Here is a 16,818-nt window from a genome sequence, read left to right as displayed (position 1 = left end):
TGAGAATAGCAGCCTAAATGAACCCCTGATCCATCTTAAACCGGCTGCAAATTGGTCGAAAATCTAGGACCACCTCTTCCAGCACCTCACCCACCAGTTCCGGATCAAGGGCCGAGGTGATCTCGTCCAGCAGCATGGTCTGCGGCCGCATCGCCAACGCCCGGATCACCGCCACCCGCTGTTGCTGTCCACCGGACAGCTGGTCGGGATATTTGCGCATGTGATCCGCCAACCCAAAGCGGGCAAACAACGCCTCGATCCGCTCCCGCGCATCCTCGCCCAGCACGCGACGTGGGGCTAGGGCCACGTTGTCATAGGCCGTCATGTGCGGGAACAGGTTGAAGCTCTGGAACACGATCCCGATGCGCTGGCGGATGGAGCCTAGGTCAAATCCCGGCTCAGCGATATCCACACCATCCAGCCGCACCTCGCCATCGTCCACAGGCTCCAACCCGTTCATGCAGCGCAGCAGCGTGGATTTGCCCGACCCGGACGCACCGATCAGGCAGACCATCTCGCCGGGCGCGATGTCCATATCGATGCCTTTCAGAACCTGAACATCGCCAAAGCTCTTGGTCACGCCGCGCAGCGACAGTCTAGGTTCGGGCATCGCGGTCCCTGTTCATCAGGTAGTCGGCATAACGCGTGGCAGGCACAGTGATGCACAGAAAGATCACGGCGGCGGCTACATAAGGCGTGAAGTTCGCGAGCAGCGATTTGAAAATGCCCGCCTGCCGCAGGATTTCCACAGGACCGATGAAAGACAGCAGGGCAACATCCTTTTGCAGTGCCACCAGCATGTTCATGTTGGCGGGCACCACGCGGCGGATGGCTTGGGGCAGGATGACATAGCGCATCGTATCCCGCTCGCTCAGGCCAAGGCAGATGGCGGCGTTGCGCTGGCTGGCATGGATGCTCTCAATGCCCGAACGCAAGACTTCGGCGATATAGGCCGAATAGGTCAGGACCAGCGCGACCGTGCCCCAGATGTAAGGAGAGTTCCAGGGACGGGCGAGGCCCAGACCGGGGATGCCAAAGCCAACAAGGTAAACCAGCAGCACCACCGGAATGCCACGAAACAGGTCGACATAAACCGCGCCGAAGATGCGCAGCGGAAACAGGGCCGGGTTGGTGTTCCCCCGCGCCAGTGCAATAGCAAGGCCCAGACCAAAGATCAGCGGCACCGACCACGCGAAAATGGCCACGTCCAGCACGAAGGCGCGCAGGAGGTCGGGAAAGACCCGCACAAACACCTCGCCATTGAAGAACGAGGCGCGCACCGCCTCCCATCCCGGGGCCAAAGGCACAAGCAACACGATAAGGGCCAGCACAATTGCCGTGCTGACCCCTGCAATCAGATTGGCGCGACGTTTCTGTTGCGCCTCATACGCGGCCCGTCTCGTCACTTGATCAGCGGAACCCCGGTGGCTTCCTGCAGCCACTGCGCCTCGATCTCGCCCAACTTGCCGCTTTCGGTCATCGCGGACAGCGCCTCATCGACACAGGCTTTCAATTCGGACCCTTCCGGCATCAGCATCCCGAACTGGTCGGGGTTCTCAGCGGCTGACGGATCGAACTGACCCAGCACCACACCGTTTTCCATCAGGACGGCAGCGGTGAAGAGGGCGGTGGGCAAGTCAAACAGGGCCGCATCGATCTGGCCCGCCTTCATGGCGGCGGTGACGTTGGCATTGTCGTCATAGACCAGCGGGCTGGCATCGGGCGCGATCTGCTCCATCACCACGGGCAGCGCGGTGGTTGAGGCGACAACGCCCCATTTCAGACCCTTGAGGCTTTCCAGCGTCGGCTCTGCGCCGCCCTCGACAACGGGTGCCGTGGTCATCACGGCCTGTGGCGCGGTGTAGTAGGGGGCCGAGAAATCGACGACCTTGTCGCGCTCTTCCGTGATCGAATATTGCTGCATGTTCAGATCGAAATTCTTGGCACCGGGCTGGATCGCCTCGTCAAAGGATGTGCGCACCCACGTGACCTGATCGGCGCCAAATCCCATCTCTTAGGCCAGGGCATAGGCCACGGCAGCCTCGAACCCTTCGCCCGCCTCGGGCGCATCATTCAAAACCCAAGGGTAGTAGGCCGGGTTGCCGGTTGCGATGGTCAACGTGCCGTCGGTCAAGGTTTTGCCAGCAGCGCAGTGGCCCGCGGCCATGGCACCCGTAGCAAACACACTCAAGACGGCAGCAGTCAAAACGGTTTTCATACGAAATCTCCCCATTGTTTGGGCAGATACTCGGGCAAGGGGGCAGGGCTGTCCAGAGGGCAGGCGGCAGATACCCGCGCGTAGCGTCCAGTATGCGAAGGTTTAAGGCACGCGCTCGATTCAAGGATATAGACTGGCCCGATGAAACTGGTTTTTCTCCACGGCGCACCGGCCTCGGGCAAACGGACGGTCGGGGTCGCGCTCGGGCGCTTGTGCCACGCGCCGCTATTCGACAACCATGTTGCCATCGACTTTGCTCGCGTGCTTTTTGAGTTCGGCACCCCGGATTTCTGGGATCTGGTGATGGAGGTGCGTTTGGCTGCCCTGCGCGCCGCGGCCAGTGCGGACATGTCGGTCCTGATCACTACGGCTGCCTATTCTGATCCGGTTGATCGCCCGCTCTATGGTCAATACGAAACGGTGATGGCTGCGGCTGGCGCCGAGATCCTGCCGGTGTACCTGACATGCCGCACCGAAACTCTGCTAGAACGCGTCGCGACCGCGGACCGGGCGGCGCGCGGTAAGATCATGACACCAGATAGGCTGGTAACATATCTGGACCAGAACTCGTTTACGCCCGTGCCCCGCGACACTTGCCTGACAGTCGACACTAACGATCAGTCACCTAACAGCGCCGCCGCACACATCGCAGAACACTTCGACCTGGTGGGTTGATCACTCGGCCGCGTACATCCCATCATAGATGGGCGACAGCGTCTCGGCCTCGAACAACGACGACACCGACGTACCATGCCAGATATTCAGAATGGCCTGGGCAAAGACCGGGGCCGTCGGAACAATCCGAATGTTCGGGGCGTTCTTCACGGCGTCCGTGGGCTGAATGCTGTCGGTGATCACCAGCGACTTCATCACAGACTTGGTGACACGCTCAACGGCAGGGCCGGACATGACACCGTGCGAGATGTAGGAATGGACCTCTTTCGCGCCATTTTCGATCAGCACCTCGGCCGCTTTGCAGAGCGTCCCGGCGGTGTCGCACATGTCGTCCACAATGATGCAAACCTTGTCCGTCACATCGCCGATCACGGTCATCTCGGCCACTTCACCGGGCTTCTCGCGCCGTTTGTCGACGATGGACAGCGGCGCGTTCAAGCGCTTCGCCAGCTCGCGTGCCCGCGCCACACCACCCACGTCGGGCGACACGATCATCAACTCGTCCATACGGCCCGCAAACTGCGTCTTGATGTCGAGCGCAAAGATGGGCGAGGCGTACAAGTTGTCCACCGGAATATCAAAGAACCCCTGAATCTGCGCGGCGTGCAGGTCCATGGTCAGAACCCGCTCGATCCCTGCACCAACCAGCATGTTGGCCACCAGCTTCGATGAAATCGGCGTGCGCGCCTTGGTGCGCCGGTCCTGACGGGCATAGCCGAAATAGGGGATTACGGCGGTGATGCGGGCCGCCGACGACCGGCGCAGCGCATCACACATGATCAAAAGCTCCATCAGGTTGTCATTGGCCGGGTTCGAGGTGGGCTGGATGATGAACATGTCCTCGCCCCGCACGTTTTCGAACACCTCGACGAAGATCTCGCCATCGTTGAAACGTTCGACGCGGGCGTCCACCAGCCCAACGTTGACCCCGCGGTGCAGCGACATGCGCCGCGCAATTGCATTTGCCAATGGCAGATTGGCATTGCCCGAGATCAACTTGGGCTCTTCGATGTTCGGCATGACGTGTCCCCGCGCAGCACGATTGTGACAGATTCGTGATGTTGACTCCGCTTAACACGTGCTTACCGTCCCGCGAAACCTGTGACCCCACGATCGGAGACCAAAATGGCCCATATCGACTATTATTTTGCAACGCTGTCGCCCTACACCTACCTGGCCGGGAAACGGTTCGAGGCGCTGGCACAGCAACACGGGGCCACCGTGACCTACAAACCGCTCGATGTGATCGCCCTGTTTGGGCGGACGGGCGGGACACCTCCCAAGGATCGGCACATCAACCGGGTCGAATACCGTGCACAGGAACTGGTGCGGCAGGCCAAAAAATACGACATGCCGTTCAACCTCAAACCCGCGCATTGGCCCACCAACGCGGCGCCATCCTCCTACGCTATCATCGCGGCACAAAATGCGGGCGGCGGTGACCTCGGGACACTGGTGCAAGCCATCCTTCGCGCCGTCTGGGCCGAGGAAAAGGACATCGCCCAAGACGACGTGATCAAGGCCTGTCTGACCGAGGCAGGGTTTGATCCGTCGCTGGCCGACAGCGGGCTGCTCAGTGGGGCCGAAACCTACGCGGCCAACCTCGAAGAGGCGGTGGACAAGGGCGTCTTCGGCGCACCCTTTTACATCGTGGACGGGGACCAGCGGTTCTGGGGCCAGGACAAGCTCGAAGATCTTGATCTGCACCTCTCCGGCAAATTGTGATCCCACATATCCACGCCCGGACCTTCGGGTCCGGGCCACGCCCCGCACTCGCCATCCACTGCTCGCTTGGACATTCCGGTGTCTGGCGCGGCGTGGCCCAGTCGATGGGCGACCGCCTGACGCTCTACGCCTATGACCTGCCCAACCATGGCAAGTCTGGCGATTGGGACGGGCAAGGGGTCATGCACGACACGGCCACCGCCATGGCGCTCAGGGTCATGGACGATATTGGCACCGAACCCATCGATATCATCGGCCACAGCTTTGGCGCGACCGTGGCGCTGCGCCTTGCCATCGAACATGCGCCGCGTGTGCGCAGCGTAGCGATGTATGAACCCGTCTATTTCGCACCCATCATTGCGGACGATCCCGACTTTGGCCCCAACTACAAACGCGACACCACCGATTTCGATGCCGCCATCGACGCAGGCGACACCGAAGCCGCCGCGCGCGCCTTCAACCGCGCCTGGGCCGAAGGGCCCGCATGGGACAACATCCCGGCCCAAAGCCGCGCCTATATGGTGGACCGCATCCACTTCGTTCGCCATTCCGCCCCGTTCCTGATCGATGACAGCGCAGGCCTGCTTGCGCCGGGTCGTTTCGAACAGGCGAGCATGCCCGCGCTTCTGATGGGGGGTGCCGCGTCGCGCTGGGCGGCACCGGTCAACGACGCTATTGCACGACGTCTTCCTCGGGTCACATCACATGTGTTCGACGGGGTGGGGCACATGGGACCGATCACGCATCCCGACACCGTGGCGCAGGTCTGGCACACCTTCCTGAGTGCCGTCTGATCCCGCGGCATAACGCCCCGTCTTAACTCTTTTTCTTAACGCTTTATCAAGAGGTTGGGGGAAATGCGCAGTTTGGGTGGCAAAATGTGCAGTTTCGCGAAATGCCCTCGGTTTCGGGCGATTTCTGCGGGCGCAAAATGTGCAGTTTCAGGGCGAAACATCGCGATTTGCCGCCGTCGGGGCTTCTGAACACGGCAATTCTGTTGCCCGAACGTCCGGTTAACGCACCGCGCGCCGCTCAGGTCGGCTCGTCAATGATGTGGTCTTCCCAATCGTCGTCCGCCACGTCGAACTCGCTAAAGGTGCGCCCCTGCATCGACACACCCGCCGCATGGACCGTGTCCGCGGTGCCCGAGATCAACGGATGCCAATCAAACAATGGCTTGCCCTCATAAACGAGGCGATAGGCGCAAGTCTTTGGAATCCAATACAAATGCTCTTCGATATTCGACGGTTTGAGAACAATGCAATCCGGCACGAATTGATGCCGCGTCTCGTAATGGGCACATCGGCAGGTGTCGTCATCCAGCAACCGGCACGCCACGCGGGTCAACGCCACCTCACCGGAATCCTCGTCTTCCAGCTTGTTCAGACAGCATTTTCCACACCCATCACACAGCGCCTCCCACTCCTTGCGGGTCAACTTGCCAATGGATTTTTTCTCCCAAAAACGGGGGGTTAGACCGTCCCGGTCAATCGGATCACTCATAGGTCAGCCAGGATAGCACGCGCCTGCGCACTGTCGGTATCCATCTGCGCAACCAATGCGTCCACGCTGTCAAATTTCACTTCGCCCCGCAGATGCGCCACCAAGGCGACGGACACCGGGGCACCATACAAATCGCCTGAAAAATCAAAGACAAAAGTCTCAAGGTTCGGTCGGTTTTCCCCAAACATCGGCCGCACACCCAGTGACGCAACCCCGTGATACGAACCCGCATGAGGCCCATCCAACACGTTGAAAAGAACAGCATAAACGCCAAAGGCGGGCGGGTGCAGCCCATCAATCGACATGTTGGCGGTCGGATACCCCAACGTGCGCCCGCGCTGCTCACCCCCGATGATCGGTCCCTCGATCCGGTGCCAGTGCCCCAGCATGTCCGCTGCATCCTGCGGTCTGCCATCGGACAAGGCTTGACGGATGGCGGTCGAGGATACGGTGTTGTCGGCGCGTTCCAACAAGGGCGCGACAGTCACGCCAAACCCCATCTCCTGCCCAAAACGCTTCATGTCTGCGGCGGTGCCCGCACGCTTCTTGCCAAAACAGAAATCGGCCCCCACCACGACGTGAGACAGGTCCAGCCCGTCGCAAATCACATCCCGCGCGAACTCTTCCGGGCTCAGCCCTGCCAACCCGGAATGAAAAGGCAATTCAAAGAGATAGCGGATACCCATCTTCTCCAAGCGGCTCGCGCGCGCGGCCTGGCTCATCAGGCGGAAGGGTGGTGCATCCGGCGCAAAAAACTCACGGGGATGCGGCTCGAACGTCAACACGCCCAATGGCGCGTCCGGCGCGGCCGTTTGCGCCAGATCAATAACGGACCGATGACCAACATGTACGCCATCAAAGTTGCCGATGGCGACGCTGGCCCCCCGGTCGGCGGCATCAACAAACTGGTAGTCCCGAATGATCTTCATGACCCTTGCCTAGCCAAGCGTTCAAACAAGGGCAAGGACCCGTTTCTTCTGACTGAAAATACCACGGGGGAGGCCGAAGGCCGGGGGCAGAGCCCCCAAAGCCGTTTTAAATGAGAGGTTTAGTCGAATTTCCGCGACGGTGCGAGTACCGTTGCTTCGCCGATCAACACCTTCTTGCCGTCCACGGCACAGTGGCAATCCAGCCTCACGCGGCGCTTGGCAAAGTCGATGTCGATTACTTTGACCTCGGCATAGACCATGTCGCCCGGACGCACCGGGGCCAGAAACTTCAACGATTGGCCCATATAGACGGTGCCATGTCCCGGAAGTTGTTCACCAATAACGGCTGAGATCAGACCGGCGGTCAGCATTCCGTGCGCGATACGCCCCGCAAAGATCGTATCACGGGCATAGTCGTCATCCAGGTGTACCGGGTTCCGGTCGGTCGAGACCTGCGCAAACATCTCTATGTCTTCATCCGTGACGACTTTCCGCAGGTGGCGGGACATCCCCATTTCGATGTCTTCGATGCAGATCGTGCCGCGGGGCATATTGTCCAACATGAGCTTGCTCCGGTAATAATCCGAACGTTTGTTCGGTGTGTGCGCAATCTAATTACTTTGCGCGTGCAGAAAAGCAAGCTAAAAGTAGGTCAGCGCAGATGCCCTATCGCAAAGGTCGGCGCGCTTTTTTCCTTTTCAAGGTAGGAGCTTAGCGCATCTGGATCCGGCTGGTGCGACGTTTTGGTTTCTGCCGCGGCCAAACCGCCCGAAATGAACAGAGAATCGATATCCTCGCCCATCGCACCCGCGATATCGGTCAACACACCGTCACCGATAGCCAGAATGCCGCTGTCCGGCAGGTCCACACCAAGCTCCGTCAACCGCCGGCGCGCCAGATCGTAGATCGGCGGATGCGGCTTGCCGAAATACAGGCTCTCGCCGCCCATCTCTGTGTACAGCTTCGCCAATGCGCCCGCGCACCATTCCCGCACCTCGCCACGGTCCACGACGATATCAGGATTGGCACAAAGCAGCTTCAGTCCCAACTGCTTGGCCATCAGGAACTCGGGCCGCATCACATCCGGGTCGGCCATCGGATCACGCGGACCGGTACACACAATCCCCTCGGCCTTGGCCAACGGCACCATGTCGATCTTCACCGGGTCCTTGATGACACCAATGGGTTCAAAGAATTTCTCCTCGCCCGGCTGCCCGATGAAATGCACCTTGGACCCAACGATCCCTCGGAACATCGCCGCCCGAGCACTGTCGCCGGATGTGGCGATCGTGTCCCAGGCATCATCCGGCACACCGAAATGTACCAACTGTTTTGTCACACCTGCGCGGGGACGGGGTGAGTTGGTCACCAGCACCACCTTGCCGCCCTTGGCCCGATACGCTTGTAACGCGGCCACGGCCTCGGGCAAGGCATGCACGCCGTTGTGCACACAGCCCCAAAGATCGACGAACAACGCGTCATAGCGATCCGAGATCTCGGATAGGGAAGTGATGATCTGGGCCATGACGCCTCCGGTATGAATTGGTCAATCGGGGTGTGCCACAGCCGGGGCAGGGGCGAAAGGGCCTAGTCGGCGCGACGATCCGGGGCGTTCAACGGGTGGTCCCGCGTCCAGTCATACAGACCCTCGTCGCGCTCTTTCACCGCTTGTTTCCAGCCCACGGCCTCGGACCGGGCCTCGAAATTCAACCCCTCGGGGGAATGGCGGGTGACCCCGTCAAATACGGTAGCGAGACGCTGGGTCTGGTTGATCGTGGCTTCGAGCGTCTGATTGATCACCATCTTGTTCATGGCCAGTTGATTGATTGGCACCGATGCCATGCGCGCGGCCAGTGCCTCTACTTCGGTATTCAATTCGTCCGCAGGCACAGCTTTCAGGACTAACCCCATCTCAGCCGCTTCTGTCCCTGTGATCTTGTCGCCGGTCAGCAGCATCCGTTTGGCGCGTTCTGGTCCCAGCCGATACACCCACATGGCCGTTGTCGGACAGCCCCAAACACGGGCGGGCATGTACCCAATCTGGGCCTCATCCTCCATCACCACCATGTCGCAACACAGGGCGATATCCGATCCGCCCGCGACGGCAAACCCGTGCACTTTCGCGATGACGGGCTTCATGGCTCGGAACAGCGACATGAAGCACTGCGTATTGGCCCACATGAATTGATAGTCCTGCATCGGGTCCCACGGCATGTCTTGGGTGATCTGATTGTCAGGGTCCTGCGCATAGTGCGCGAGGTCATAGCCGGCGCAAAAGGCACGACCCGCTCCGGACAGCACCATCACATGCACGTCCCTGTCCGCATCAAACGCTTCGACCGCGGCCTGCAATTCGCGCGGCAGATCGTCGTCGATGGCATTCATCACTTCGGGGCGGTTCAGGATGATGCGGCCGATCCGGCCGTCTTTTTCGGTCTTGATGGTGCGCATGATGTCCTCCCGCAGCAACGGTGGCACAAAAAAGTAAGGCGGACCACTGGTCCGCCTGCCTCGCGCTTCTTCCATCTGTAAGGCGGAGGTGTCCTCCGCCACGCAACCTCAGACTTTGAGGTTCGGGATGATCTGCTTTTTCCGGCTCATGATGCCGGGCAGCACGACGGTGTCACCTGACACAGTGGCGTCAAAGCTTTTCTCGGCAACACTCTTCACCCGGTCATTCGGGATCAGCATGGTGGCTTCCTCGTTCAGGATGTCGACCACGAACAACAGCACTTCGTCCGCGCCGTCCTCCTTCGCCACATCGACCATCGACGCCATCAGGCTGTCCTTGCGGTCCAAAACCAGCTTGGGCGCGGTCGTTTCCAGAACCGACACACGGAACTGTGTGCCATCCACGGCATACTCCTTGCTGTCCATGCGCAGCAGCTCGGCATCCGAAAACGCGGACACGTCCGATTTCGCCTCAAACATCTCGGACGCATAGGCCGACAGGTCCACACCCAGATCCTTTGCCAGATCATGGGCAATCGCCTTGTCTTCCTGCGTGGTGGTGGGCGAGCGGAATTCCAGCGTGTCTGACAGGATGCAGGACAGCATCGCGCCTTTGACGCCGGTGGGCATTTGCGCCATGTCCTTGCCGATCATCTTCCACATGATGGTAGCGGTGCAGGCCAGCGGCTCGATGCGGATATCGATGGGGCCTTTGGTTTCCAGACCGCCGACCAGCTTGTGGTGGTCGATGATGGCGGTGATGTCGGCATCGTTGATGGCGTCGGGCAGCTCGGCCGGGTTGTTGGTGTCCACGATCACAACCGGCTGGTCCGCGTCCACGCCCCTGATGATGCGCGGCTTGGGCAAGTCCCATTTCTCGAGAACAAAGGCGGCTTCCGTGTTGGGCTCACCCAGCAGCACAGGCTCGGCCTGCACACCCTTGATCTCATTCAGGTACCACGCCCAGATGATGGGCGAACCGGTGGAGTCCGTATCAGGCGATTTGTGGCCAAAAACGAGCGTTGTCATAATGGGGATTCCTTTGGGAGAAGAGAATTTGGCGCCCTTATAGCAAGCTTGGCCTGCGTGTCACGGGGGCCGGTCAGAGTGCAATTGTCGCGCCTGACGATTTGTTGTATGATTGCGAAACGCAAACCAAGGAGTGCTCTGAAAATGAACAAGCTGGCCTAACCGCCCACCTGTTCCGCGCATGACATGCGCACCTTTTCAGAGGAGTGTTTTCCAATGGACAAGCCTGCCTGACCCGCATTCGCGGGGATCGTTCTGCACGTATGTGCAGTCCCATCCAATTCAGACAGAAGGGGCACCCCATGCCCATATCCAAGAAAAGAGCCCTGAAACCGGGCGACACCCGCACGACATCACAGCCCCGCAAACCCGTTGCGCAACGGCCAAGCGTCAACCGCAGGCCTGACCACGTCCTGCACACGCAGGTGCGCGGCGGGCGCCCGCCGCGCTTTCCCGGGCGCACCGGCGGACGATAGGGCTTGCCAACGGTCCCGTGCGTGGGGTTACCTCGCACGGGCCAACTGCCCGGAAACACACGTGACAACCCGCGAAACCGACCTCTACCCACCCGTCAAAACCTTTCTCGAAGGGCAGGGATATGTGGTGAAGTCCGAGGTCGGTGCCGCCGATGTCGTTGCGGTGCGGGGCGGTGAGCCTCCGGTGATCGTTGAATTGAAGCTTGGGTTCTCATTGGCGCTTGTGCACCAATGCGTAGCCCGGCTTGGTGTCAGCGATGACGTTTACATGGCTGTCGAACGTGGCAAGGGAAAGCGGTTTCTGAAAGCAACAAAAGAGATGACGCGCCTGTGTCGCCGTCTCGGGATCGGGTTGCTGACGGTACGCCTGTCTGATGGCCTGGTGCAGGTTCATTGCGACCCGGGGCCATACGCGCCGCGCAAAAGCACCAGGCGACAAGGGCAACTGCTCAAGGAATTCGCCGCCCGGCAGGGCGATCCCAACGATGGTGGCCAGACACGCGTCGGTCTGATTACGGCCTACCGTCAGGACGCGCTGAAGCTCGCGCTGTTTCTGTACGAGGTCGGTGCCAGCAAGGGTTCTGATGTCGCACGCGAGACAGGGGTGGCCCGGGCCACCACGATGATGCGTGATGATCACTATGGTTGGTTCGAAAAGGTGGAAAAGGGCGTCTACGGCCTGACTCCCAAGGGTGCAGACGCCGTGGGCCAATCTGGAAAGATGTTAGGAGCGTAGCTGTCTCTCTTTGGGAGACGGGTCACTTATTGGCGGGGACCAGAGTATCTGCCATCAGGTCATCCAGGAACAGGCTGAGAAGCTGCAACCGCCCCGACACGTCCGCTTTGCGATAGAGCGCCGCACATTGTGCTTTCACCGTGCCTTGCGCAGTTTCACGCAGTTTTGCCATCTCGGACACGGAAAACCCTTTGAGCGCCAGAACTGCCACTGCGCGTTCGGCTTCGGTCAATTTCCACTCTTCAAACCGCGTTTCAAGCAGATCGGCAAACGCGCCCGAGGCCACCTTTAACTGATCCGTTATCTGATCCTCGCGCCGCATCATTCGGCGCAGCTCAGATGCAGAGAAGGCGAGGCCGAAAAACAGCGCAACTGTCACTAGCGCCTCGATCAGATCACTTTCCACCACCGGATTGTTTTGACCCGGCAAGAAAAGATCAAAGAAGATATCGAAAAGAAAATACGCGCAGCACAACGCTTGCAGCGAAAAGAGGGTCCACAGGGTTGTGCGGCGTGTCGGCATAGGCGTCGTCCATAAAAAATCTGCCCGGAGTACCGACCCCGGGCAGCGTCATGAGTTCAGATTAGCTGTCGTTGTCGTCCTCGTCATCCTCAAGCTCGATTTCGGTCACAAGGCCAGTATCTATCGCCACCTCGATCTCATATGCCACCCCCTCAAGGGTCACCTCGGCTTCGATCTCTTCACCCTCGATTTCAATCTCTTGCACAACATAACCCATCGCGGTCAACGCACTGCGCACGTCCGCCTCTGATGTGCCAAGGGTTTGGCCCACATCTGCACCTGCAATCGCAATACCGGGTACGATTAGGGCGGCCAGAATGGCGGGTTTGGTCAGATTGGTCATGGTCATCTCCAGTTTTGATTTACGTGCCGCGTATCGTGCGGCTGGGGATGACCTGAGGTCTTGCAGCTCGGTTCAGAATTGGACTTTCGACCGAAACCACGGTGCATATGCCGAAGGTTTATGATGCATAGACAGTTGCGAAAGTGTCAAAAGGGCCGCCGCTCCAAATCGAAACCGCGCAGTTCCAGTTGTTGCAACAACCCCGTCTCACCAGACAAATGCGCTGCGCCCACGGCGATGACGATATCCCGCTCTTTGCGCGCATCGATCCTGTCCATCCATGCAAGGTTCCGCTTAACCAGCAATGCGTCTATCATGTCATCAAATATGACATCGAACGCGTCCGCCGGGATGTCGATCTGGCTGCGTGTGAACACACGTGAAAACGCAAGAAGTCCCGCATGCTGCTCATCGAAATAGGATGCGACGGTCGTTGCTGTCACATCATCTGTAAACGCTTCCATCTGCGCGACCAGCGGCAGAAACCGCACCTGTTCTTCAATCGGGTCAGAGGCGAGCAAGTCGATCAGATCCCGGTGGGTCTCCAATTCGACGATGGGCACGTCTGCCGCGGCTGCGGTTGTCATGATCATCTTGTCCAATCCAACCTTGCCCGCATGCAGGTCGGTCATGGCACAGGGGGCGATGCTCAAGGTCAGAGACAGAAACCATGGCTGGTATTTGGCGGCCATGAAAGGGGGCACGCCGCGGGCTTGCGCCGCCTGCGACAGGACCGACCACGTGTCAGGCGAAACACGGTCGATCAGGCTTGGTCCATCGGTGAGAAACGCAATGGTCGGGTCAGTTGTAATTGCGTCAAGCAGCGCCGCCTCTTCCTTCGGCGTGATCTCGACCATCAACAGGTCTGCGCTTTCAAGTATGGGGGCAAGCCGCTCCACAACTGGTTCCATGCGCGCGTCGAAAATATGCATTGTGCCCACGATGGTGATCGTCTGATCGCCGCGCGTCGCACGCCAATGGTTCCCTTCGGCAAAGGGCAGGGTGCTGGAAATCCTTACAATCTCGTCACGTGCTTCAACGCCAAGGCCAAGGCGCAGATCGGTGCCGGTGCACGCTGCATGCGCAGCAATTGGCATAAGCAATAATATTGCCATGAGAAGCTGTCGGAGCATTGCGCGTTTCCCTTTTCCCAACCCTGTGCCCAACGCTAGGTCAGCGGAATGGCGTTGCCAACATGGTGTCAAAAAACCTTCGCAAAAATATGGCGACGGCAGCGGTTGACTCAGGCTTGGGGCTTCCTTAGGTACGCAACGTTATCACTCGAAGATGATGAGTGCTAACGGTTCCCGATCCCGGGGGCCAAAAGAGTAACTTTGAGCCTCAAGGAGCTGCAAAGATGGCATTGAAACCGCTTCATGACCGCGTGCTTGTACGCCGCACGGAAAGCGAAGAGAAAACCTCTGGTGGGCTGATCATCCCTGACAGCGCCAAGGAAAAACCCAGCGAAGGTGAAATCGTGGCTGCAGGCCCCGGCACTCGCAAAGACAGCGGTGAGCTGATCGAGATGGGTGTGAAAGCCGGCGACAAGGTGCTGTTCGGCAAATGGTCCGGCACCGAGGTCACCATCGACGGCGAAGAGCTGCTGATGATGAAAGAATCCGACATCTTGGGGATCATCGAGTAAGCGCGCCCGCGTTTCTCTGATCCTCATACCGACATTCTCAAAGGAGATAATACATGGCTAAGGACGTCAAATTCGACACGGACGCCCGCAACCGCATGCTCAGCGGTGTGAACATCCTCGCCGACGCTGTCAAAGTCACCCTGGGTCCCAAAGGCCGTAACGTGGTGCTGGACAAATCCTTCGGCGCGCCCCGTATCACCAAGGATGGTGTATCGGTCGCCAAGGAAATCGAACTGGAAGACAAGTTCGAAAACATGGGCGCGCAAATGGTCAAAGAAGTGGCCCAGCGCACCAACGACGAAGCAGGTGACGGTACGACAACCGCAACCGTGCTGGCCCAGGCCATCGTCAAGGAAGGCCTGAAATCGGTTGCCGCTGGCATGAACCCGATGGACCTCAAGCGCGGCATCGATCTGGCAACGTCCAAAGTGGTCGAAGCGATCAAAGCAGCCTCGCGCGAAGTGAACGACAGCGCCGAAGTGGCGCAGGTCGGTACCATCTCCGCCAACGGCGAAGCCGAAATCGGCCAGCAAATCGCGGATGCGATGCAGAAAGTCGGCAACGAGGGTGTAATCACCGTCGAGGAAAACAAAGGCCTGGAAACAGAGACCGATGTTGTTGAAGGCATGCAGTTCGACCGCGGCTACCTGTCGCCTTACTTCGTGACCAACGCTGACAAGATGACAACCGAGCTGGAAGACTGCATGATCCTGCTGCACGAGAAGAAACTCTCGTCACTGCAGCCCATGGTTCCGCTGCTCGAGTCGGTTATTCAGTCGCAAAAGCCTCTGATGATCATCGCGGAAGACGTCGAAGGCGAAGCGCTGGCAACCCTCGTGGTCAACAAACTGCGTGGCGGCCTGAAAATCGCAGCTGTCAAAGCCCCTGGCTTTGGTGACCGCCGTAAGGCCATGTTGCAGGACATCGCGATCCTGACAGGCGGCCAGGTGATCTCGGAAGACCTCGGCATGAAGCTCGAGAACGTGACCATGGACATGCTGGGCACCGCCAAGCGCGTTCAGATCACCAAGGACGAGACCACTGTCATCGACGGCGCTGGCGAGAAAGCCGAGATCGAAGCACGCGTTGCCCAGATCCGCGGCCAGATCGAAGAAACCACATCCGACTACGACCGTGAGAAACTGCAAGAGCGCGTGGCCAAACTGGCTGGTGGTGTTGCCGTGATCCGTGTCGGCGGCATGACCGAGGTTGAAGTGAAAGAGCGTAAGGACCGTGTTGACGACGCCCTGAACGCAACACGTGCTGCTGTGCAGGAAGGTGTTGTCGTTGGTGGTGGTGTTGCCCTGGTGCAAGCGTCGAAAGCACTCGACGGACTGGAAGGCGTCAACAACGACCAGAATGTCGGTATCAACATCGTACGCAAGGCCATCGAATCGCCTCTGCGTCAGATTGCCGAAAACGCTGGTGTCGATGGCGCTGTTGTGGCTGGCAAGATCCGCGAAAGCAGCGACCTGAGCTTTGGTTTCAATGCCCAGACCGAAGAATATGGTGACATGTTCGCCTTCGGTGTGATCGACCCCGCCAAAGTGGTCCGCACAGCTCTGCAAGACGCCGCGTCTGTTGCATCGCTGCTGATCACGACCGAAGCCATGGTGGCCGACAAGCCCGCCAAGGACGGTGCCGGTGGCGCGCCCGCAATGCCCGACATGGGCGGCATGGGCGGCATGATGTAATCACTGCGTCTGCTCTGCAGATGTCGTGATGGGGAAATGGTTGCTGTTCACAGAATGGCCGCCAAAGCCTACACAGCTGAAATTGAAAAGGCCGCCTGACAGGGCGGCCTTTTCTTTCAAGGATGTCGGTGCGCGCGGGTTTAGCAGCTGTTGAGTTCGCGTCGTTTATCTCTTCGCAAGCATTGGAATGACTAACCCCCATTGAGTTTCTTTAGGTGATCCGGAGGGTTTGAAACCGAGCTTCTTGTAGGCGGCTATCGCGCGTTCGTTGTCGGGATGTGGATCAGTTGCGATTATTGGTGCCCCCTCGTCAAAGAGATCTTGCATTCTTCTGCTGATGAATGCGGACCCATGCCCGACACCAACCATTTCAAGGTCTCCGATGTACTGATCAATCCCCCGTGACCCTATTGGAAGATGGGCGAAATGATGATTGTCCCACCCGTGAACTGTGTAGTCCTGCATGAACGCAAAGGGGCGTTCGGCGTGCGAAACGATCCACCGTGCAACCCGAGGATCTGCCAAATCCGCTTTATCATAAGGTTCACCTGCCCCCCACCATTCACTGACATGCGGGTTCGATTGCCATGCCTTCAGCAACTCGAGATCATCAAAGGTCGCCTTGCGAAATGTGTATTGTCTGGTCGAGATCATCTTGTGAGACTAGCATATAGATTGCTGACAGAGTCGGTTTCAAATCAGTTACTTGACGCTATCGATTGAGCCTATCGACCTTGAATAGCTTCCAGGGGCCGCGTCACCGACAAAGTGCCCGTTCGTCAAATTGGCTCAGATAGAGGTGGTCCTAGATTTTCGACCAATTTGCAGCCGGTTTAAGATGGATCAGGGGTTCATTTAGGCTGCTATTCTC

Annotated in this window: 18 protein-coding genes and 2 pseudogenes; 6 read left to right on the top strand and 14 right to left on the bottom strand. The window is 59.0% G+C overall.

Features of this window, described 5'->3' with window-relative positions:
• Positions 1-76 precede the first annotated feature (76 nt).
• The 3 genes and pseudogenes from Q1A75_RS21370 to Q1A75_RS21360 all read right to left on the bottom strand — a co-directional run.
• Positions 77-610 (bottom strand): annotated as a pseudogene (locus Q1A75_RS21370) (ATP-binding cassette domain-containing protein); the annotation flags it as partial.
• Positions 597-1,406 (bottom strand): amino acid ABC transporter permease, encoded by an 810-nt coding sequence (locus Q1A75_RS21365; protein ID WP_299555863.1) that lies wholly within the window; start codon positions 1,404-1,406, stop codon positions 597-599. The gene Q1A75_RS21365 and the pseudogene Q1A75_RS21370, both read right to left, overlap by 14 nt.
• Positions 1,403-2,218, bottom strand: a pseudogene (locus Q1A75_RS21360) (ABC transporter substrate-binding protein). The gene Q1A75_RS21365 and the pseudogene Q1A75_RS21360 overlap by 4 nt, the downstream one beginning before the upstream one ends.
• A gap of 141 nt (positions 2,219-2,359) precedes the next feature.
• Between Q1A75_RS21360 and Q1A75_RS21355 the strand changes: the two are divergent.
• Positions 2,360-2,893 carry a hypothetical protein gene (locus tag Q1A75_RS21355; protein ID WP_299555861.1) on the top strand — a complete coding sequence of 178 codons (534 nt, stop codon included), beginning with the start codon at positions 2,360-2,362 and terminating at the stop codon, positions 2,891-2,893.
• On the opposite strand, the gene Q1A75_RS21350 is transcribed toward Q1A75_RS21355, so the two are convergent.
• Positions 2,894-3,913 (bottom strand): ribose-phosphate pyrophosphokinase, encoded by a 1,020-nt coding sequence (locus Q1A75_RS21350; protein ID WP_299555859.1) that lies wholly within the window; start codon positions 3,911-3,913, stop codon positions 2,894-2,896.
• A gap of 105 nt (positions 3,914-4,018) precedes the next feature.
• On the opposite strand from Q1A75_RS21350, the gene Q1A75_RS21345 reads away from it, so the two are divergent.
• Positions 4,019-4,618 carry a 2-hydroxychromene-2-carboxylate isomerase gene (locus tag Q1A75_RS21345; RefSeq protein ID WP_299555857.1) on the top strand — a complete coding sequence of 200 codons (600 nt, stop codon included), beginning with the start codon at positions 4,019-4,021 and terminating at the stop codon, positions 4,616-4,618.
• Entirely contained in the window at positions 4,615-5,412 is a 798-nt protein-coding gene (locus Q1A75_RS21340; RefSeq protein ID WP_299555855.1) for an alpha/beta hydrolase, read from the top strand. The genes Q1A75_RS21345 and Q1A75_RS21340 overlap by 4 nt, the downstream gene beginning before the upstream one ends.
• Positions 5,413-5,650: 238 nt before the next feature.
• On the opposite strand, the gene Q1A75_RS21335 is transcribed toward Q1A75_RS21340, so the two are convergent.
• From Q1A75_RS21335 to Q1A75_RS21310, 6 genes are all read right to left on the bottom strand, one after another.
• A complete protein-coding gene (locus Q1A75_RS21335; RefSeq protein WP_299555853.1) occupies positions 5,651-6,121 on the bottom strand; it encodes a YcgN family cysteine cluster protein in 471 nt (156 codons plus the stop codon).
• Positions 6,118-7,050 (bottom strand): bifunctional riboflavin kinase/FAD synthetase, encoded by a 933-nt coding sequence (locus Q1A75_RS21330; protein ID WP_299555851.1) that lies wholly within the window; start codon positions 7,048-7,050, stop codon positions 6,118-6,120. Before Q1A75_RS21330 ends, Q1A75_RS21335 begins: the two co-directional genes overlap by 4 nt.
• A 119-nt stretch (positions 7,051-7,169) precedes the next feature.
• Positions 7,170-7,613 (bottom strand): MaoC family dehydratase, encoded by a 444-nt coding sequence (locus Q1A75_RS21325; RefSeq protein ID WP_299555849.1) that lies wholly within the window; start codon positions 7,611-7,613, stop codon positions 7,170-7,172.
• Positions 7,614-7,702: 89 nt separating this feature from the next.
• Positions 7,703-8,575: a TIGR01459 family HAD-type hydrolase gene (locus Q1A75_RS21320; RefSeq protein WP_299555847.1), complete on the bottom strand. Its 873-nt coding sequence runs from the start codon at positions 8,573-8,575 to the stop codon at positions 7,703-7,705.
• A gap of 62 nt (positions 8,576-8,637) precedes the next feature.
• The gene (locus Q1A75_RS21315; protein ID WP_299555845.1) at positions 8,638-9,501 is read right to left on the bottom strand and encodes a crotonase/enoyl-CoA hydratase family protein; all 864 of its coding nucleotides are present in this window, start codon (positions 9,499-9,501) and stop codon (positions 8,638-8,640) included.
• Between the two features lie 108 nt (positions 9,502-9,609).
• Positions 9,610-10,530 carry a manganese-dependent inorganic pyrophosphatase gene (locus tag Q1A75_RS21310; RefSeq protein ID WP_299555843.1) on the bottom strand — a complete coding sequence of 307 codons (921 nt, stop codon included), beginning with the start codon at positions 10,528-10,530 and terminating at the stop codon, positions 9,610-9,612.
• Positions 10,531-11,067: 537 nt separating this feature from the next.
• Between Q1A75_RS21310 and Q1A75_RS21305 the strand changes: the two genes are divergently transcribed.
• Positions 11,068-11,742, top strand: coding sequence for a DUF2161 domain-containing phosphodiesterase (locus tag Q1A75_RS21305; protein WP_299555841.1), 675 nt, complete (start codon positions 11,068-11,070; stop codon positions 11,740-11,742).
• 22 nt (positions 11,743-11,764) lie between these two features.
• Here Q1A75_RS21305 and Q1A75_RS21300 read toward each other — a convergent pair whose 3' ends face one another.
• The 3 genes from Q1A75_RS21300 to Q1A75_RS21290 all read right to left on the bottom strand — a co-directional run bounded on the left by Q1A75_RS21300 (position 11,765) and on the right by Q1A75_RS21290 (position 13,723).
• Complete coding sequence (locus tag Q1A75_RS21300) at positions 11,765-12,265, bottom strand: hypothetical protein (protein ID WP_299555839.1); 501 nt, start codon at positions 12,263-12,265, stop codon at positions 11,765-11,767.
• 61 nt (positions 12,266-12,326) lie between these two features.
• On the bottom strand, positions 12,327-12,608 hold the full coding sequence (locus tag Q1A75_RS21295) for a PepSY domain-containing protein (protein WP_299555837.1): 282 nt from the start codon (positions 12,606-12,608) through the stop codon (positions 12,327-12,329).
• Between the two features lie 146 nt (positions 12,609-12,754).
• Complete coding sequence (locus Q1A75_RS21290; protein WP_299641123.1) at positions 12,755-13,723, bottom strand: TraB/GumN family protein; 969 nt, start codon at positions 13,721-13,723, stop codon at positions 12,755-12,757.
• 242 nt (positions 13,724-13,965) lie between these two features.
• Here Q1A75_RS21290 and Q1A75_RS21285 point away from each other — a divergent pair, with 242 nt between their 5' ends.
• Positions 13,966-14,253: a co-chaperone GroES gene (locus Q1A75_RS21285; RefSeq protein WP_299555832.1), complete on the top strand. Its 288-nt coding sequence runs from the start codon at positions 13,966-13,968 to the stop codon at positions 14,251-14,253.
• Between the two features lie 53 nt (positions 14,254-14,306).
• Positions 14,307-15,947: a chaperonin GroEL gene (gene groL, locus Q1A75_RS21280; RefSeq protein WP_299555830.1), complete on the top strand. Its 1,641-nt coding sequence runs from the start codon at positions 14,307-14,309 to the stop codon at positions 15,945-15,947.
• Between the two features lie 165 nt (positions 15,948-16,112).
• Here the strand turns inward: groL and Q1A75_RS21275 are convergent, their stop codons facing one another.
• A complete protein-coding gene (locus Q1A75_RS21275) occupies positions 16,113-16,601 on the bottom strand; it encodes a GNAT family N-acetyltransferase (RefSeq protein ID WP_299555828.1) in 489 nt (162 codons plus the stop codon).
• Positions 16,602-16,818 lie beyond the last annotated feature (217 nt).

It is taken from the genome of uncultured Tateyamaria sp., from assembly GCF_947504105.1.
Taxonomy (GTDB): Bacteria; Pseudomonadota; Alphaproteobacteria; order Rhodobacterales; family Rhodobacteraceae; genus Tateyamaria.
The sequence above is the reverse complement of the archived record's forward strand: the minus strand, read 5'-3'. Positions and strand labels throughout refer to the sequence as shown.